Annotated in this window: 12 protein-coding genes; 10 read left to right on the top strand and 2 right to left on the bottom strand. The window is 48.0% G+C overall.

The window, feature by feature from the left end; translation table 11 throughout:
• The first annotated feature begins 263 nt into the window (after positions 1-263).
• Positions 264-1724, top strand: a complete 1461-nt coding sequence (locus TCA2_RS14470) for a S41 family peptidase (RefSeq protein ID WP_047912338.1) — start codon at positions 264-266, stop codon at positions 1722-1724.
• A gap of 183 nt (positions 1725-1907) precedes the next feature.
• A complete protein-coding gene (locus tag TCA2_RS14465; protein ID WP_047912337.1) occupies positions 1908-3203 on the top strand; it encodes a PDZ domain-containing protein in 1296 nt (431 codons plus the stop codon).
• Between the two features lie 159 nt (positions 3204-3362).
• Here the strand turns inward: TCA2_RS14465 and TCA2_RS14460 are convergent, their stop codons facing one another.
• Positions 3363-4199: a flagellar motor protein MotB gene (locus TCA2_RS14460; protein WP_047912336.1), complete on the bottom strand. Its 837-nt coding sequence runs from the start codon at positions 4197-4199 to the stop codon at positions 3363-3365.
• Positions 4183-4977 carry a flagellar motor protein gene (locus TCA2_RS14455; RefSeq protein ID WP_047912335.1) on the bottom strand — a complete coding sequence of 265 codons (795 nt, stop codon included), beginning with the start codon at positions 4975-4977 and terminating at the stop codon, positions 4183-4185. The genes TCA2_RS14460 and TCA2_RS14455 overlap by 17 nt, the downstream gene beginning before the upstream one ends.
• Before the next feature lie 464 nt (positions 4978-5441).
• Between TCA2_RS14455 and uvrB the strand changes: the two genes are divergently transcribed.
• The 8 genes from uvrB to TCA2_RS14415 all read left to right on the top strand — a co-directional run bounded on the left by uvrB (position 5442) and on the right by TCA2_RS14415 (position 18758).
• The gene (gene uvrB, locus TCA2_RS14450; protein WP_047912334.1) at positions 5442-7436 is read left to right on the top strand and encodes an excinuclease ABC subunit UvrB; all 1995 of its coding nucleotides are present in this window, start codon (positions 5442-5444) and stop codon (positions 7434-7436) included.
• A gap of 353 nt (positions 7437-7789) precedes the next feature.
• Positions 7790-7948: a hypothetical protein gene (locus TCA2_RS14445; RefSeq protein ID WP_238546402.1), complete on the top strand. Its 159-nt coding sequence runs from the start codon at positions 7790-7792 to the stop codon at positions 7946-7948.
• A gap of 515 nt (positions 7949-8463) precedes the next feature.
• Positions 8464-11325, top strand: coding sequence for an excinuclease ABC subunit UvrA (gene uvrA / locus TCA2_RS14440; RefSeq protein ID WP_047912332.1), 2862 nt, complete (start codon positions 8464-8466; stop codon positions 11323-11325).
• A 145-nt stretch (positions 11326-11470) separates the two neighbouring features.
• Positions 11471-12319, top strand: a complete 849-nt coding sequence (gene ant(6) / locus TCA2_RS14435; protein ID WP_047912331.1) for an aminoglycoside 6-adenylyltransferase — start codon at positions 11471-11473, stop codon at positions 12317-12319.
• Between the two features lie 120 nt (positions 12320-12439).
• Positions 12440-12649 (top strand): hypothetical protein, encoded by a 210-nt coding sequence (locus TCA2_RS14430; RefSeq protein ID WP_170862559.1) that lies wholly within the window; start codon positions 12440-12442, stop codon positions 12647-12649.
• 257 nt (positions 12650-12906) lie between these two features.
• Positions 12907-14061 (top strand): trypsin-like peptidase domain-containing protein, encoded by a 1155-nt coding sequence (locus TCA2_RS14425; protein WP_047912330.1) that lies wholly within the window; start codon positions 12907-12909, stop codon positions 14059-14061.
• Positions 14058-15965: a stalk domain-containing protein gene (locus tag TCA2_RS14420; RefSeq protein WP_047912329.1), complete on the top strand. Its 1908-nt coding sequence runs from the start codon at positions 14058-14060 to the stop codon at positions 15963-15965. The genes TCA2_RS14425 and TCA2_RS14420 overlap by 4 nt, the downstream gene beginning before the upstream one ends.
• 279 nt (positions 15966-16244) lie before the next feature.
• Positions 16245-18758, top strand: coding sequence for a U32 family peptidase (locus TCA2_RS14415; RefSeq protein ID WP_047912328.1), 2514 nt, complete (start codon positions 16245-16247; stop codon positions 18756-18758).
• The last annotated feature ends 26 nt before the right edge of the window (positions 18759-18784 follow it).

The following is an 18784-nucleotide window of genomic DNA, read 5'->3' as shown; positions in this document are numbered from 1 at the left end:
ATGGTTTTATGTGTGAGGATGAATCAGTCAACGTAACACGGTTGTGCAGTGTTTCATCCACGGATGAAACAATAAGCGAAACACCGTCGTGTGCTGTTTCATCCTTTTGCGAAATATGATACAAGTAAATAAGGAGCTTGTTTTATCCAAGGATGAAACGGAGGGTGTAACATAGCCGCCGACTTGAAGCCGGGCTCTAAGTTGATTTGTATCCTATTTACATCCAAAGCAAGTAAGTCGGAATAGAAAGGGCGGTGACGCTCATGATGAAGAAGCGCTCAGCTATACTGCTGGTGGTTCTTGCGCTTCTGGGTGGAAGCTTGCTTACACTCGCTGTTGTAAATTACCCGGGGCTGAACAGCCAGGGTGGAGAAGGACTGCTCGCCAGTGTAACAGGCAGCAATCAGAAGAACGAACTGCAGAAGATTGAAACCGCACTTGACCTGATCGAGGCTAACTATTATCAAGATGTGGACCGTACTAAACTAATTGATGGCGCTATTAATGGAATGATGGAGTCGCTTGGAGATCCTTATTCCAATTACATGGGTCAGGAAACAGCTGCTCAATTCGAAGAATCGATTGAAGGTTCATTTACAGGTATTGGCGCAGAAGTATCCTCACAGGATGGCAATGTTGTGGTGGTATCTCCGATCAAGGGCTCTCCCGCCGAAAAGGCAGGAATACGGGCTAAAGATGTGATTTTGTCTGTCAATGGTGAGTCGTTGCAGGGACTTGATCTCAATGATGCCGTCTCCAAGATCCGTGGACCGAAGGGCAGCGAAGCCAAGGTTCAGGTTCAGCGTTCTGGATCCAATGATCCGCTCGAGTTCAGTATTATACGAGATGACATTGATCTGGAGACCGTGTACGCGGAGATGAAGGAAGATGGTGTCGGTGTTATTACGATAACGCAGTTCTCTTTGAATACAGGTGAACGGTTCAAGGAGGAGCTTGCTAAGCTTGAAAGCCAGAACATGAAGGGGCTTGTCATCGACGTTCGTAACAATCCCGGCGGTGTACTGTCTGTCGTCATTGATATCGCAGAGCAGTTTGTTCCTTCTGGAGAACTGATTGTGCAAGTGGAAGACAAGAACGGATCTCGGGAAACGAATAAGTCCAAAGGTTCAGCGAAGGATTACCCGGTGAGTGTCCTGATGAACAAAGGAAGTGCAAGCGCATCTGAAATTCTGGCAGGCGCACTGCAGCAATCCGCCGGAGCGACACTGCTCGGTGAGCATTCCTTCGGTAAAGGAACGGTGCAGACCAGCTTTGAACGCCAGCTTGGTGACGGAAGCCTTGTGAAGATTACGATAGCCAAATGGCTTACGCCAAATGGTGATTGGATTCATGAGAAAGGAATCGAGCCTGATATCAGTGTAAGTCAGCCTGATTATTTCTCAGTAGCACCAATCAATAAGGATAATCTTCCATTGAAATACGATACCAACAGCACAGACGTGAAGAACGCACAAACGATGCTTGAGGGTCTTGGATATAAGACGGATCGTAAGGACGGTTATTATGATGATAAGACCGTAGAAGCCGTCAAGGCTTTCCAGAGCTCACAAGGGCTGAGCGTGAGCGGAAATATCAATGAGGAAACGGCTGCAGCACTCGAGACCGCGCTCATTGAACGAATCGGCGATCCTGCATACGATACGCAGCTCAAACAGGCTGTTTCTAAGATGAAGCAGGAGATCACTTCAGCTGCGTCGAACTAAGAGAGAAAAACGACCCGAACATTAAGCGTTCAGAATAAGTTTTTCTTGTCGATATTAGAAAAACAGATGAAAGAAGGCTGCTTGTTCAGCCTTCTTTTTTTACTTAAATGAGTTATGAAATTGATTGGATCATGCATTTGGAGAGGGCATGCAACAGTTGAATATGAGGGGGCGTGAGCTAACTTGAATGAAGTCATCACATGGCTATGGCTTGTTGTGGATGCATTAATCGATTTGCTGACACAGCCATTTTATTACATAGCCATCGTATTATTAGCGCTCAGTTACCGTCGTCAGGGGATGCTAGAACGAAGATTGCTCCACACACGCCTTAATGGGTGGCCGCTGTTAACATTGCGGGCTATTTTTACAGGTATACTGGTTGGTCTTATTGTATCTGTCGTTTATTTATTTCTGGGAATTGAAATGACAGCACAGGCTGTGCTGGCGATATGGGTAACATCGATTATACTGATGCTGCTGCGGATCAGATACCTGAACGCGGTATATGCAGTGGGCTTGCTCGGTATTATACAATGGGTGCTTAAGCTCTTTGGCAGCTGGGAGCCGCGAGGCTTCCTCGAAGCTGTGGTCTCTACAATCCATGATCTGCCGATTCCTCAGCTGCTGATGCTTGCAGCAGTGCTGCACTTGACTCAGGCTCTGTTCGTAAGGCTGCAGCAGGAGCAGAACGCTTCTCCTGTTTATTTTAAAGGGAAGAGAGGCAAGCTTGTCGGTGGTTATCAGCTGCAGTACTATGTACCTGTGCCGCTTATGCTGCTTATGCCCACGACGTCGGGAAGCGGAGCGGGTCTAGCCTGGAGTCCGCTGATTTCCGGCGGTGCCGATATGTATATGCTCTTTGCTGTTCCTTTTATCGTCGGATTTAGTGAAATGACAAAAAGTATGCTGCCTGAAGACAAATCAGCGCTTACCACGAAGCGGCTCCTGCTGTATGGAGTCATACTGCTTGTCTTGAGTCTCTTGTCCGTGTGGTGGAATCCGCTGTCACTGGTCGCGGTGTTATTTGCTCTTCTAGGTCTTGAAGCGATATGCTGGATCAGTTCGTCGGAGGAAGAGAACCGCAGCCCAATCTATGTACATCCTAAGCAGGGACTGCAGGTTCTGGCCGTATTGCCGGGAAGTCCTGCGGAGGAGCTGGGGATCCAGACGGGTGAGGTTATCTTTAGAGTAAATGGGCAGCATGTCAACTCCCAAGCGGAGCTGCACAGCGCCCTTCGAATGAACCCTGCATTTTGCAAATTGGAAGTACGCAATATTGAAGGCGAGAGTAAATTTCTGCAGCGTGCGATATACGAAGGTGAGCACCATCAGCTCGGTGCATTGCTTGCACCGGATCCGGATTCTGGCTTTGCGATAGACGAGCGTCCCGCCTCCTTCTTTCAGATCGTCGGGATGAAGGTGGATACACATCGTACCGAAAAGCCTGCACCAGATCCTTTCAGTCATGAAGCATGAGGGGATAGAAGCTGAAAATTACTTTAAGCAATCACGAGATAAAATAAGCCGGAGAAGTGGAACGTTCGAATACAAGCTTCTCTGCACCAAAAAAACCTCCATCCTGCATTAAAAATCAGGATGGAGGTTTTCCTTTTTATAAGCAGATGAGATCTGGACTTACTCACTTTGCAGCTGTCGCAGAACCGTAATTTCCACTCGGCGGTTTTGTTGTCTGCCCGCTGCGGTCGTATTCTCTGCTGCAGGCCGGTTATCCGCATATCCTGCATATTGGAAGCTGTCCGGATCGAGTCCTTCCTGCTCAATAAAATAACGAAGCACAGAGAGTGCACGCTCACCGGAGAGCTCCCAGTTGTCCCGGTATTTGGAGCCCGATGTCACCGGGGTATTGTCGGTGTGTCCCTCGATTGAGATGGTTGTCTCGAGATCCCTAAACAAGCTGGCTAATTGAGAGAGAACCGGGCCTGCACCTTCCATTAAATTCGCGTCCCCAGTGCGAAACAGAAATTGTTCACTCAGCGTAATGGAGATCCCTTGAGGCTTGTCCACTACAAAAATAAGATTCTCAAGCTCATGGTCCCTTATATAATCTTCGATCAAGGCCATCAGATCCTGAAGCTCTTTTTCCTGCTCACGAAATGCAGACTCTCGTTCGGTCAAAGGTCCGCCGTCCGCCTCTTGTCCCATATCTGAACCGGTTCCGCTCGAGCCAGGCTGGTTTGCTTCACTGCTTGAGTTACCATTCTGGCCAGAGGGGTAGTCAATGACACCATTTCCTCCGTCAAGAATTCCGCTTGAGCTCTGAAAGGTAGTTTGAAGGGAGCTGGTGACTTCCTCATACTTGCTTGCATCTAGCCGGCTCATCGCATACATCATCACGAAGAAAATGAGTAAAAGTGTTATGAGATCCGCATAGGTAATCATCCAGCGATCATGCGGAGAGCCGGAGGAATGCGCTGACTTTACATTCCGTGTTCGCCTATTCCGCTGTCTCATGCGTGACATCCTTCCTCGGGTTTAATGAAGTCGGCTGTGAAGTGATATAAGTGTTCAGCTTTTTACGAACGAGCAGCGCATTATCGCCATTTTGTACAGACAATACACCTTCCAGAATCATTTCCATCACCAGGATCTCCTCAGCGCTCTTGGCTCTGATCTTGGAGGCGATAGGCAAGAAAATCAGGTTTGCGCTGGCCACCCCATATAAGGTCGCGATAAAAGCAACGGCGATCGATGGACCGAGCTGACTCGGATCCGTCAGATGGCCAAGCACCTGAATGAGTCCCATAACCGTCCCGATAATCCCCATGGTCGGCGCATAGGAGCCTGCAGATTCAAATAGCTTGGCATAGTTATCATGCTCCTGTTCTTTGGCATCAATATCCAGCTCCATAATCTGACGGACGATCGGCTGATCTGTTCCATCCACAACCAACTGAATTCCTTCTCTTAAGAAAATATTAGGGTGATCAAGGACCTTCTGCTCCAAGGCTAGAACGCCTTCGCGTCTTGCAACCATGGACATCTCTACGATATCCTCCAGCCACTCATTGACTTCAGACCGATTCGGCTTGAAGGCCAGTTTAATGCCGGCAGGCAGAGTGCGGATCCGGTGCATTGGATAGCTGATGAGCACGGCTGCAATCGTACCGCCGAAGACGATAAGAGCAGCCGTTCCTTGAAATAATCCTGTTATTTGTCCCCCTTCCCATAAAAATCCTCCAATGATTGCGACAGCTCCGGCTATAAGGCCGATTAGGGTCGCGATATCCATCAAAAATTCCCTCCATTCATTTGCGTTCTATATTTGCATCCAGGACATGAACCGAGTATAATAAACGGGAACAAACATTCTTATAAATGCTTTTGCTTAACTCACGAACGAAGAGCCGGTGAAACAGCCTGATGAAGAGCTTCATTCCACTTTTTGAGATGGGTTCTTTTTTATTTCGGCTGAGGAACTTCATTTGTTTAATGTTAGGTAAATAAGCAATACAGATATAAAATGGTTTCCGAATGTTATATTTTCGGTAAATCTCGACATATATAAGGATATTGCACAGCTTGCTATGGGCAGTTCTTACAACAATATCTAGGTTGATTTGAAGTTTTTGAGTGTAAGTATGTACATTGATGACTTCATTCTATCTGGATATTTGTAGTTTCTTAGCGAGAGAGATCGAAATTTGCATAATCCTGGTGTAAAACTATTTTAGACGATGAAGGTGAGGTTGGGCAATGAGCGATATTGTCATGAGCAATAAAGGATTTGAACTCGTATCGGAATTTGAACCTCAAGGGGATCAGCCGCAAGCGATTGTAGAGCTGGTAGAAGGGATCCGGCAAGGGAAGAGGCATCAGACATTGCTTGGTGCTACAGGTACCGGTAAGACGTTTACCATTGCTCAGACCATAGCGAAGTTAAATAGACCCACGCTTGTTATTGCACATAACAAGACGCTTGCGGCACAGCTCGCAAGTGAGTTTAAGGAGTTTTTTCCTAACAATTCGGTAGATTACTTTGTAAGCTATTACGATTACTATCAACCGGAAGCCTATATTCCTTCTTCAGATACGTACATTGAGAAGGATTCAAGTATAAATGAAGAAATTGATAAGCTCCGGCATTCAGCGACAAGTTCCTTGTTCGAGCGCCGTGACGTCATTATTGTTGCGAGTGTATCCTGCATCTATGGTCTCGGTTCTCCGATAGAGTATTCTAATATGTTATTGTCGCTCCGTGTAGGGATGGAGAAGTCTCGCAAGGAGATTTTGTCACGCCTCGTGGATATCCAATACCAGCGTAATGACCTTAATTTTGTCCGGGGGACATTCCGCGTGCGCGGTGATGTCATTGAGATTTTTCCGGCATCCAAAGATCAGCATGCGATGCGAATCGAGCTTTTTGGAGACGAAGTTGAGCGCATTACAGAGATTGACGTGCTGACCGGCGAGCTCATAGGTGAGCGCGACCATGTGGCCATATTCCCGGCGTCTCACTTTGTTACGCGTGAGGAGACGATGAGAGTTGCGCTTGTTAATATTGAGCGTGAGCTCGAGGAGCGTCTTGCTGAACTGCGTGAACAGGGCAAGCTGCTCGAGGCACAGCGTCTGGAACAGCGGACACGTTACGATATCGAGATGATGAAGGAAGTGGGATTCTGCTCCGGGATTGAGAATTATTCTGGTCCACTGACCTTCCGTGAGGCAGGAGCTACACCGTATACACTGCTCGACTATTTCCCTGACGATATGCTGGTTGTCATTGACGAGTCGCATGTAACGCTGCCTCAAATTCGCGCGATGTACAACGGTGACCGTGCGCGGAAGACCGTACTCGTTGAGCACGGATTTCGTTTGCCGTCCGCACTGGATAACCGTCCACTGCAGTTCGAGGAATTCGAGAAGAAGACGAAGCAGCTCGTATACGTCTCTGCCACTCCAGGTCCTTATGAGCTTGAGCATAACGAAGGAGAAATGGTTCAGCAGATTATTCGTCCAACAGGTCTGCTTGATCCGATCATTGAAGTGAGACCGACCAAAGGTCAAATTGATGATCTGATTGGAGAGATTCGGGACCGTGTAGAGAAGGATGAGCGCGTACTTGTTACGACGTTAACGAAGAAGATGGCAGAGGATCTGACCGATTACTTCAAGGAAGTCGGCATTAAGGTCAGATATATGCACTCTGATATTAAGACGCTGGAGCGTATGTCCATTCTGAGGGATCTCCGGCTCGGCACATTCCATGTCCTTATCGGAATTAACCTGCTGCGGGAAGGACTTGATCTTCCTGAAGTGTCGCTTGTTGCTATATTGGATGCTGATAAAGAGGGCTTCCTGCGTTCTGAACGCTCACTTATTCAGACTATTGGACGCGCAGCCCGGAACAGTGAAGGTAAAGTTATCATGTATGGTGATAAGATTACGGACTCCATGGATAAAGCGATTAAGGAGACAGAACGTCGTCGTGCAATCCAGGTCGCTTATAATGAAGAGCATGGAATTACACCGCAGACCATCCGCAAGAAGATTCGTGAGGTTATTGAGGCAACGAAGGTGGCCGAGGCGAAGAGCGATTATCTGACAGGCGGCGCAGAGAAGATGTCGAAGCGCGAGCGTCAGTCGTTGATGCAGCGTCTTGAGGCTGAAATGAAGGATGCAGCGAAGAACTTGCAGTTCGAGCGTGCCGCGGAACTGCGTGACGCCCTGCTTGAATTGAAGGCAGAATAAAATAAGAAGAGAACGGCCGAGGGGTCGTTCTCTTCTTAAAGAGTGCATACGTATAACATTGCTGCTTCTGTACTCTTTACTTGTGTGATTGTATTTCGTTTAATAACGTTGAAAGCTGATAATAAGGGCTATACTTATTGATAAATTGATATATTGTTTAATTTAGTAGAACAAGGACCGAGCTCGAAGAGCAATGGTCCGCCCGTGGGATGGGGCGAAGCGATCCCACAACAGGAAGTTGCACTTGAAGGACCGAACTCGAAGAGCAATGGTCCGCCCGTGGGATGGAGCGAAGCAATCCCACGCAGGAAGTTGCACTTGAAGGACCGAGCTCGAGGAGCAATGGTCCGCCCGTGGGATGGGGCGAAGCGATCTCACAACAGGAAATTGCACTTGAAGGACCGAGCTCAGAGAGCAATGGTCCGCCGGTGGGATGGAGCGAAGCAATCTCACAACAGGAAGTTGCACTTGAAGGACCGAGCTCGGAGAGCAATGGTCCGCCGGTGGGATGAAGCGAAGCGATCCCACAACAGGAAGTTGCACTTGAAGGACCGAGCTCAGAGAGCAATGGTCCGCCTGTGGGATGGGGCGAAGCGATCCCACGCAGGAAGTTGCACTTGAAGGACCGAGCTCAGAGAGCAATGGTCCGCCGGTGGGATGGAGCGAAGCAATCCCACGCAGGAAGTTGCACTTGAAGGACCGAGCTCGAAGAGCAATGGTCCGCCCGTGGGATGGAGCGAAGCAATCCCACGCAGGAAGTTGCACTTGAAGGACCGAGCTCGAAGAGCAATGGTCCGCCCGTGGGATATAGCGAAGCAATCCCACTCACGGTCCGCGTCGGATGTGAAGCATGTTCTGGACAACCAGATGGGTTGTCCAGAACGAATGCGGTCCAAGCACAACAACCCAGCTGTAAATAACCACGAGCCCAACTACTTCGGCCAATTTCCGGTTTCCAAAGGGAGGTCCCTTTGGGGTCCTCCCTCTCAGGGAGGATTTAGGAGGGTTCTTTTAAGGAGATGAGAGTGTGGCGAACGAGAATATAATCATTAAAGGCGCGAGGGCGCACAATCTGAAGAACATCGATGTAACGATCCCACGCGACCGTTTTGTCGTCCTGACCGGACTGAGCGGATCCGGTAAATCATCGCTGGCATTTGATACGATATATGCCGAAGGTCAGCGTAGATATGTAGAGTCACTGTCCGCATATGCCCGTCAGTTTCTAGGTCAGATGGAGAAACCCGACGTAGATTCGATAGATGGACTGTCTCCTGCGATTTCGATAGATCAGAAAACAACAAGCCGCAATCCGCGCTCAACGGTAGGAACGGTTACCGAGATTTATGACTATTTGCGTCTATTGTTTGCACGCATAGGTCATCCGCATTGTCCGGAACATGGTGTAGAGATTACTTCCCAGACTGTAGAGCAGATGGTTGACCGGATCATGGGCTACCCGGAACGGACAAGGCTGCAGATTCTGGCACCTGTTATTTCGGGCCGCAAAGGCGAGCACAAGAGTCTGCTGGCAGATATTTCGAAGCAAGGCTTCGTACGGGTAAGGATTGATGGCGAGCTCCGTGACTTGTCGGAGAACATTGAGCTTGAGAAGAACAAGAAGCATACGATTGAGGTCGTAGTGGACCGGATCGTCGTGAAGGAAGACATTCAGTCACGTTTGTCCGATTCGATTGAAACCGCGCTTAAAATATCCGGCGGTCAGCTGCTGGTTGATATCATTGGAGAAGAAGAGCTGAGATTCAGCTCCAACTATGCCTGTCCTATATGCGGATTCAGCATGGAGGAGCTCTCCCCGCGTATGTTCTCGTTCAACAGTCCATTTGGTGCCTGTCCGGATTGTGACGGCTTGGGGACTAAGATGATTGTCGATCCTGATCTGCTCGTTCCAGATCGCAGCAAGTCGATCGAAGGCGGTGCATTTGAAGCTTGGGCTGGAGGGACTTCGAACTACTACCCGCAATTTTTACGTTCCGTATGTGAGCATTACAAGATTCCGATGAACGTTCCTGTCAGCGAGCTGTCACCAGATCAGATGAACAAGCTCCTTCGAGGGACGAATGGTGAGAAGATCCGTTTCCGTTATGAGAATGATTTTGGCCAAAGAAAAGAAGCTTATGTTGTATTTGAAGGGATTATTCCCAATCTGGAGCGCCGGTATCGTGATACGGCTTCGGAAGGCATTCGTGAGTTCATCGAAGGCTTTATGGGCGAGAAGCCGTGTGGAACATGTAAAGGTCATCGTCTCAAAAAAGAAGTGCTGGCCGTTACTGTCAATGGCAACAACATGGCTTATGTGACCAATCTCTCCATTGGAGCGGCCATGGAATTCTTCAGCAATTTGCAGCTCTCCGAGAAGGAACAGGCGATTGCACATTTGATTCTGAAAGAGATCAACAGTCGTCTGGGATTCCTCGTAAACGTCGGGTTGAACTACCTCACCATGAGCAGAGCTGCTGGGACATTATCTGGCGGGGAAGCACAGCGTATTCGGCTCGCGACACAGATCGGCTCCAGTCTCATGGGTGTATTGTATATATTGGATGAGCCAAGCATCGGACTGCATCAGCGTGACAATGACCGTCTGATTGCAACACTGGGTCATATGCGTGACCTCGGAAATACGCTCATTGTCGTAGAGCATGACGAGGATACGATGATGGCAGCGGATTATATTATTGATATCGGTCCGGGAGCCGGAATTCATGGCGGTCAGATTATATCGCAGGGCACACCGCAGGAAGTCATGAATGATCCTAATTCACTGACAGGCAGCTATCTCAGCGGACGCAAGTTTATCCCTGTTCCTGCCGAGAGACGGAAGACGGATGATCGCTGGCTGGAAATTCGCGGTGCGAAGGAGAACAATCTCAAGAACATTAATGTGAAGATTCCACTAGGTGTATTTACAGCGGTTACTGGTGTATCCGGTTCAGGCAAATCTACCCTTGTGAATGAGATCTTGTACAAAACACTGGCACGGGATTTGAACCGGGCAAGAGTACGCCCAGGGCAGTATAAGGAAATGAAAGGCTTGGAGCATATTGATAAGGTCATTGATATCGATCAATCTCCAATCGGCCGTACACCTCGATCCAACCCGGCAACGTACACGGGTGTATTTGATGATATTCGAGATCTGTACTCCCAAACGAATGAAGCCAAGCTGCGCGGCTACCAAAAGGGCCGATTCAGCTTTAACATCAAGGGCGGCAGATGTGAAGCTTGTAAGGGTGATGGAATCATTAAGATCGAGATGCACTTCCTGCCGGACGTTTATGTACCTTGTGAAGTCTGCAAAGGGAAACGATATAACCGGGAAACGTTAGAGGTTAAATACAAAGAGAAGAACATTTCTGAAGTACTAGATATGACGATTGAAGATGCGGTGGAATTCTTCCGCAACATTCCTAAGATTCATCGCAAAATCCAAACCCTGCTGGATGTCGGCTTAGGATACGTCAAGCTTGGACAGCCGGCAACAACACTATCCGGGGGAGAGGCGCAGCGCGTCAAGCTCGCATCTGAGCTGTACCGCCGCAGTACGGGTAAGACGATGTATATCTTGGACGAGCCGACCACCGGTCTGCACGTGGATGATATTGATCGTTTGCTGACGGTACTTCACCGACTGGTGGACTCTGGGGAAACCGTGCTTGTCATTGAGCACAACCTGGATGTCATCAAGACGGTCGACCATATTATCGACTTGGGACCGGAAGGCGGAGACGGCGGCGGTACCATTATCGGTACGGGTTCTCCAGAGCAAATCGTCAAAGTGAATGAATCCTACACAGGTAAATACCTGAAGCCGGTGTTGGAACGGGATACCGAGCGCAGTCAAACCCTGGTGTTAAACCGTTCATAGCTGCTACAGGAAGAGCTGGAGGAGATGACTTTATCTCATCTCCAGCTTTTTTAAAGTAATCCGTCATCATTAGAGCGACGTGGTTATATCGAACTCTCTATTATTCATGCTATCTAAAAAATAGTTGGAACGGAGGATGACTGTCGTGAGAAATGAACAAGAGATGATGGATACGCTGATCGATTTTGCCAAAAATGATGATCGAATTCGATTGGTAACTTTGGAAGGGTCCCGAACAAATCCTAATATTCCTCCTGATCCATTCCAAGATTATGACCTCTCATACTTTGTAACGGACATGAATTCTTTCAAGGAGAATGATCAGTGGCTTCAAGTATTCGGGAAACCGGTTATGATGCAAAAACCCGAAGATATGGAGCTTTTTCCGCCGGAGTTAGGTAATTGGTATTCATACTTAATCCTATTTGAAGATGGGAATAAACTAGACCTGACACTTATCCCAGTCCACGAGGCTAACGATTATTTTACCCATAGTGACGGTTTAGCCCAGGTGCTGCTTGATAAGGACAATCTCGTTAAACACGAAGTGACCGCAAATGATCGTCAATATTGGATTAAAAAGCCGACAGCAAGAGAATTCGATGATTGCTGTAATGAGTTCTGGATGGTTTCCACATACGTGGTTAAAGGGTTGGGGAGAAAAGAAATCCTATTTGCCATTGACCATCTGAACGAGATCGCAAGACCGAATTTATTGAGAATGATGGCTTGGAAAATCGGATCAGAGCAAGGATATCATTTTAGTGTAGGGAAGAACTATAAGTTTATAAATCGCTACCTCCCAGATGAAGATTGGGAAAAACTCCTGTCCACTTATGTGGAGAATGGGTATGAGGAAATGTGGCAGTCTTTATTCACTTGTTATGAGTTATTTAGAAATTATTCAAAAGCGGTGTCAGAAAGTTTCGGATATAAGTATCCCGATTATGATGAAGTCATTACTAAATATACGAAAAGTATTTATAGGAATTGAATTGGATTATTTTAGATTTTCTGGATGAAAAGTCTTGCTAAACCCGGGCGATGAAGATAACATATAAGAAGGTGTAAACGCTTGTACGTATATGATATCTCATCATAAGGGGGCGCATGTATGCTGCTATTAGCGGAAGCTGGAGGCACTACTTCTAAATTTAATGGATTTGATATCTTTGTCATTCTATTTACCATTATTATCTTCATCGGTGTTGTTCGCCTGATCAAGGCACCCAAGAAGAATTTGTTTGCCATCGCCTTTGGTGTTGTCAGCTTAATCGTATTTCTAATTACCGATTATGCGATGATCAAGCATTGGTTGAGCTAGACGGTTACATACAGCATAAGTAGATTTGCAGAACACTTTCCCCTGTGTGAAGGGAAGGTGTTTTTTAATCCTCTTTTTAAGTGAAGCTAATGTTACATAGGGAAGCGAGAATGATAGATTGGGAGAGGAATAGGTGAAGCCATTTGAAACGTAATAGAATAGATAGAACTAGAGATAGAAGAAACGCAAATAACGATAGAATCACGGATACAACCAAGGATACAGATCTTAATCTAAACAACAAGTTAATAACAAAAATGACTGCAGCTGCTGTAGCAGCAATCATCCTGCTTGGAGCAAGTATAATGAATCCTGCTGTGACGGAGGGAGCTAGCGTCAAGCTGAATGCCCAGCTTCAGGATGGTCAAATATACATAAATTCAAAAGACCTTATTAAAGCGTTAGGCGGTACAGGGCAATATGACACGAAGACGGGAACATTCATTTATACAGCAAAAGATGAAATACCGGAGGTCGTCGAGGCCGTATCCCCTTCTGTTGTTGGAATCATCGGGCGGCCTGATGCAGGTGCAGAAGGAGGAAGCTCAGACCGTTACAATTTAACGCACGGAACGGGTGTCATTATCAAATCAAACGGATGGATTGTGACGAACGCCCATGTTATTGACGGTTTATCTAATGCAGTTGTAGTCACATCCGATGGTAAGACCTATAAGATCACCGACAGTTACAGCGATCCGACCAGCGATATTGCACTGATCAAGATCAACGCCAAATCATTGAAGCCTGCGAAGCTAGCCAGCTCCTCTTCCAATATGCGGGTGGGCGAGACCGTGATTGCGATTGGCACACCGGTGTCTTTTTCCCTGCGGAATTCAGCTACAGTGGGTGTGGTCAGCGGGCTCAACCGGGGAGTGAATGCATCCTATCGTCTGATTCAAAGTGATACAGCCATTAACCCGGGGAACAGCGGCGGTCCGCTCGTGAATTTAGAGGGTGAAGTTATCGGGATTAACACAATGAAGTATGCAGCGGTTGGTGTAGAGAATACAGGCTTCTCGATCCCTGCGGAGACGGTACATTATGTAATCAATCATTACTTTAAATATGGTGAAGTCAAGCGCGCAAGTCTGGGGCTTACGCTGGAGGAGAGCTGGTCGGCCATTGTGGGGCTGCCAACGGACGATCCTTTGACCGTGATGAGTGTCCACACGAATGAAGCAGACAAGGCCAAAATTCAAGAGGGTGACGTGCTGTACAGCATAGACGGGGTGCGAGTCACTTCGGTTGTCGATATCAATGAGCTGCTTAAGAAGTATCTGCCTGGCCAGAAAGTGAAGCTGCTCATGCAGTCAGATGGAGACATCGTAACGCGCTATCTGGTATTGACGCAGGGTGAGAATTCGGTGGTTTCAGTTGAAGACGAAGCATGGGATGAGGTAGAGCAATGAATACAAGAACGGTACGTACTATTACAACGGCGCTATTGACGGGCACCATTGTGTTAAGCAGTGTAATTCAGCCAGCTGCGGCTTCTGATCTTGTAGAAGAGTTGAGACTGAGGACGGGAAGCCAGACAGCAAGCATCAATGGGGAGAAGCAAACGATTCATAAGCCTTATATGGAGCAGGGAACACTGATGGTTCCGGTAGGGGTGTTCAAAAAAGCTTTTAATAGCGAGATCCGTTTATCCGGGGAAGATGTCGTCAAAGTCATGGATGGTCCACATACGGTCGCCCTCACCATCGGGAGCAAGACCGCCTGGATCGATGGGCAAAAAGTAGAGATGACTGCTGCACCCAAGATGGTGAAGGATGTGCTTATGGTCCCGCTGCGCTCTGTAGCTGCAGGAATTGGAGCTTCACTTCATAAAACAGATCAAGGTGAGCTGGTTATTCGCATGAAAGCGAATAGTGCTGAAGCTCCGCAGGAGAATCCAGAGAGTGAAATCGATACCGATCTAGGCAAGACAAAGATAGGGAACAGTTACTACCAATGGTCAATGAATTATCCAACCGGACTGATTGTGGGAGGGTCCTACAATGAGAGTGAGGACTTTACCAGCTTCATGAACGCCGAAGGCACCTATTATCTTGAAGTGCTGGTCAGTGATCAGGAAGTCGAGCTGGATGCGGAGGATATGCTGCAGCAGCTGGTTCAGGACGCCAAGGATATGGGTGAGACCGTGATGGATCGTGAAGCCTATGGAGAAGCCGTTACACCGTATGCACGCATCGTGACTAAGGATGGCGACGGTATGTTCTGGGAAGCAAGACAATACTATGATAACGGGCGCTTGTATGAAGTCTATTTTTCCGATTATGAGGCTGTCAATTACAAGGATTTGCAAAAGCATGCCCCACTACTGAATTCCTTCCGTACCTCCTTCAACATATCAGATACGACAATGAAGGATTTGTCCACGGTTGAGAATGGCATGACGACAGTGTATAACGAAGATTATGGTATTGCCTTGTCAGTGCCCGCGGAGTGGGATAAGGATAATCAGTCCCTGATCTACGAGAGTAAGGAAGGAACACATTTATCCCTTCAGGTGACTTCGGCGCCGGAAGGCGCTTCGCTTAAGGATTGGAGCGACAAGCTGAATCAGTGGATGCGGGATGTGTTCGTGGAGGATGCTCACCGGGAGGTCGATTCCTACACGCTGAACGTAGCGGGTAAGGATGCTCAGGTGAACCAGTTCCAATACGATTTTGGAGATGGCTGGACAACGGAATATAATGTGCTGATTCAAGAGAACGGATATCGTTACTATTTGGAATACGCTGTACCTGAAGCGGCAGCAGGAGATGAGAGCTTGTTTGAAGAGATCCTCGCTTCGCTCGAGATTGATTATGATACCGTCTCCGAAAATTTTGGCAAGCTGGGCGAGGATCCTTATTTAGTGAATAAGTCGAGTATGATCACCCGGACTTCCAAAACATATGGCTACACACTCGATATCCCGAGATACTGGACTCCAGTGGAGAACCGATTTGAATCCACGATTGTAGCCTATCAGTTTACCGGAGGGTTTTTCTCCATTCATGTGGATAAGGAGATATCTGTAGAGATGGCCGTCAGTCAGCTCCGTGAATCGTATGCCGAAGCAGCCCAGAGCCGCAAGGATTTCCGTGTGACAGATACGAAGAATATGACCTTTGCAGGAGAACCGGCGACCGAGTTCACTTATCATGAAGTCGAGAAGGGTGTTCCCATGCAAGGCAGGCAGCTTGTATTTGAGCATGACGGCATAACTTACACCGTAACCGCAGCACTGAATGATGCGAATCGAACGGAAGTACAGCTGAATGCTCTTTCGAAGACGCTTGAATCTTTTTCATTCAATAAATAATGAATAGGGTGAAGAACCGGCAGAGCTAAATTTATTTGGCATGCGGGTTCTTTTTTTATAGAGTTAAAGAAGGAGCCTTGTTACACTGTTGATAGAAAAGTCCATGGAGAATGGACGGAAATTTCGGTTTTTTCAGGAAGTAGTAGAGGAAAGAACAAGGATTTGATACACTATTATAGTTGTTTAGCAGAATGGCTACACTGATAGAGTATTTAGTTGATCATTTGGACGATGTATTAGGATATAGGCAAAGTAAAAAGAGCCTGTTTAGGAGGATATATGAATACAAAAGCATTGAGAAGAGAAGATGTCGAGCTGTTAGCACCTGCCGGCGATTGGGATTGTATGCGTTCAGCAGTAGCGAACGGCGCAGATGCGATCTTTTTCGGTGTGGAGAAGTTTAATGCCCGCGCAAGAGCGAACAATTTCCGGATGGAAGAGCTGCCGGAGATTATGGCTTTTTTGCATAGCTATGGAGTCAAAGGCTTTCTGACGTTTAACATATTGGTATTTGAAAATGAGCTGGCAGATGCCAAAGAATTGGTTGATGCTTGTGTAGATGCAGGTGTGGATGCGGTAATTGTGCAGGATCTGGGTCTTGTGAAGCTGATCCGCGAAATCTCACCAGATTTCCCAATTCACGGTTCAACACAGATGACGATTACTTCGCCGGAGGCGGTAGAGTTTACGAAGCCGTTTGATATCGAACGTGTCGTACTAGGCCGTGAGAACAATCTGAAGCAGATTCAAAAAATCGGGGAGCAAGCGAAGCTGCCAATGGAAGTATTCGTGCATGGTGCACTCTGCGTTTCTTATTCTGGTCAATGCTTGACTTCCGAGATGTGGGGCGGACGCTCTGCCAACCGCGGTGAGTGTGCACAGGCCTGCCGTCTTCCTTATGATCTGATGGTCGATGGCGAGCAGAAGCCGATGGGTGATGTTGCTTATCTGTTGTCACCGAAGGACCTGGCTGCAATTGATATTATGCCTGAGCTGATTGAGGCTGGTGTTACTTCCTTCAAGATAGAAGGGCGTCTGAAGACACCGGAATATGTGGCGAATGTGGTAAGCAAATATCGCAAAGCGATTGATGCCTATTTTGACGGAATCAAAGATCCAATTAGCTCTGAGGAGATTCGTGAGCTGCAGCAGAGCTTCTCCCGTGGCTTTACGCATGGTTTTCTTGAAGGAACGAACAACAAGAAGCTGGTGGATGGAACGTTTCCGAAGAGCCGTGGAGTATACTTGGGCCGTGTAGAAAAAATTCTTCGCGACGGCGTCGTATGTAAACTCGAAGCTCCGGTGAAGCGTGGAGACGGTATTGTATTTGATGCCGGCGACCCAACTAAGCGCGAAGAAGGCGGACGTGTCTATGATATTCGTCGTAAAGGCGTGAAGATTGAAGGCGAAGCAGGCGAAGGCTGGATCATTGACATCGTGCCTGGCCGCAGTGATGTGGATCTGCGCCGTCTGCATGAGGGCGATCGGATCTGGAAGACCAACGACCCAGCGCTGGATAAGCGTCTGCGTCAAAGCTATGAGACAGAGAAGCCATATCGTGTGTTCCCGGTTCATGTGAAGGCGGTAGGAAGACCGGGGCAGCCGCTCGAAACCTGGTGGACCGATGTGCAGAAAGGCACTACGGTTCAGGTGAATTCCGAGATGGAGCTTGAACTAGCGAAGAAACGCCCGATGAATGATGAGCTGCTCGAAGAGCAGTTTGGACGACTGGGTGGTACAGTGTATCAGCTCGAGGAGCTGGATGTACAGCTGCATGGAGATATCATTATTCCGATGCGGGAGCTGAACAACATTCGCCGTCAGGCAGTGGAAATGCTGGCCGGAGAACGTCCGAAGCCGCCGGTATATGTGAAGCGTGAAGTGGAGGTTTACGGTGATTCCGTTAAGCCAGCTCCAGCGGTGAAGCGCGGTGCAGCGGAGCTCACCGCATTATGCCGCAGTCTGCCTCAAGTAGAGGCTTGTCTTGAAGCGGGCGTAGACTTTATCTATGCGGACTTCGAGTTCATCAAGCAGTTCCCGGCTGCGGTAGAGATGGTGCATGCTGCAGGCAAGAAAATTGCACTCGTTACACCACGCATCCACATGCCTGGTGAGAACGGCTACCATAACAACATTCTGCGTCTGAAGCCGGACGCGGTGCTGGTTCGTAATACGGGCGCACTGTATTTCTACCTGCGTCATCGCATGGAGAACCCGGAGGCGAATCATCCGGAGCTGATTGGCGACTTCTCACTGAACATTGCCAACCATAAAGCGGTTGAGCTATTCCTTGAAGCAGGCTGTGATGCGGTTACTCCGTCTTATGACCTGAACATTCAGCAAATGGTCGATCTGCTGGAGCGTTCCCGTACAGACAAGATGGAAGTGGTTATTCATCAGCATCTGCCGATGTTCCACACAGAGCACTGTGTATATTGTACGTTCCTCAGTGAAGGAACGGATTACACGAACTGCGGACGTCCTTGTGAAGATCACAGCGTATCCCTGCAGGACCGTATTGGCATGTCTCATCCGGTACGTGTCGATGAGGGCTGCCGGAACACAGTATACAATGCCGTCGAGCAATCCGGTGCCGAGTATCTGACGAGCTTCATGGATCTTGGTGTATCCCGCTACCGCGTGGAGTTCTTGGAAGAGACACCAGAGCAGGTACGTGAGGTGCTTGGACTGTACAACCGTGCACTGCGCGGTGAGATCAGCGGTACACAGGTATGGAAGACACTCAAAGCTACCAACCAGCTCGGCGTAACACGCGGGCAATTGGTGAAATAAATGAAATGGAGCCACTCTCTTTACAA

It is taken from the genome of Paenibacillus sp. TCA20, assembly GCF_000732325.1.
GTDB classification, from domain to species: domain Bacteria; phylum Bacillota; class Bacilli; order Paenibacillales; family Paenibacillaceae; genus Paenibacillus; species Paenibacillus urinalis.
Note: the sequence above shows the minus strand (reverse complement) of the source record. Positions and strands in the feature narration are given on the sequence as shown.

Excerpts from the sequence above, each read along its gene's own strand:
- TCA2_RS14470 (WP_047912338.1), top strand. The coding sequence starts at position 264 with ATGATGAAGAAGCGCTCAGCTATACTGCTGGTGGTTCTTGCGCTTCTG.
- TCA2_RS14460 (WP_047912336.1), bottom strand. The coding sequence starts at position 4,199 with ATGAGACAGCGGAATAGGCGAACACGGAATGTAAAGTCAGCGCATTCC.
- TCA2_RS14455 (WP_047912335.1), bottom strand. The coding sequence starts at position 4,977 with ATGGATATCGCGACCCTAATCGGCCTTATAGCCGGAGCTGTCGCAATC.
- uvrB (WP_047912334.1), top strand. The coding sequence starts at position 5,442 with ATGAGCGATATTGTCATGAGCAATAAAGGATTTGAACTCGTATCGGAA.
- TCA2_RS14430 (WP_170862559.1), top strand. The coding sequence starts at position 12,440 with ATGCTGCTATTAGCGGAAGCTGGAGGCACTACTTCTAAATTTAATGGA.
- TCA2_RS14425 (WP_047912330.1), top strand. The coding sequence starts at position 12,907 with ATGACTGCAGCTGCTGTAGCAGCAATCATCCTGCTTGGAGCAAGTATA.
- TCA2_RS14420 (WP_047912329.1), top strand. The coding sequence starts at position 14,058 with ATGAATACAAGAACGGTACGTACTATTACAACGGCGCTATTGACGGGC.
- TCA2_RS14415 (WP_047912328.1), top strand. The coding sequence starts at position 16,245 with ATGAATACAAAAGCATTGAGAAGAGAAGATGTCGAGCTGTTAGCACCT.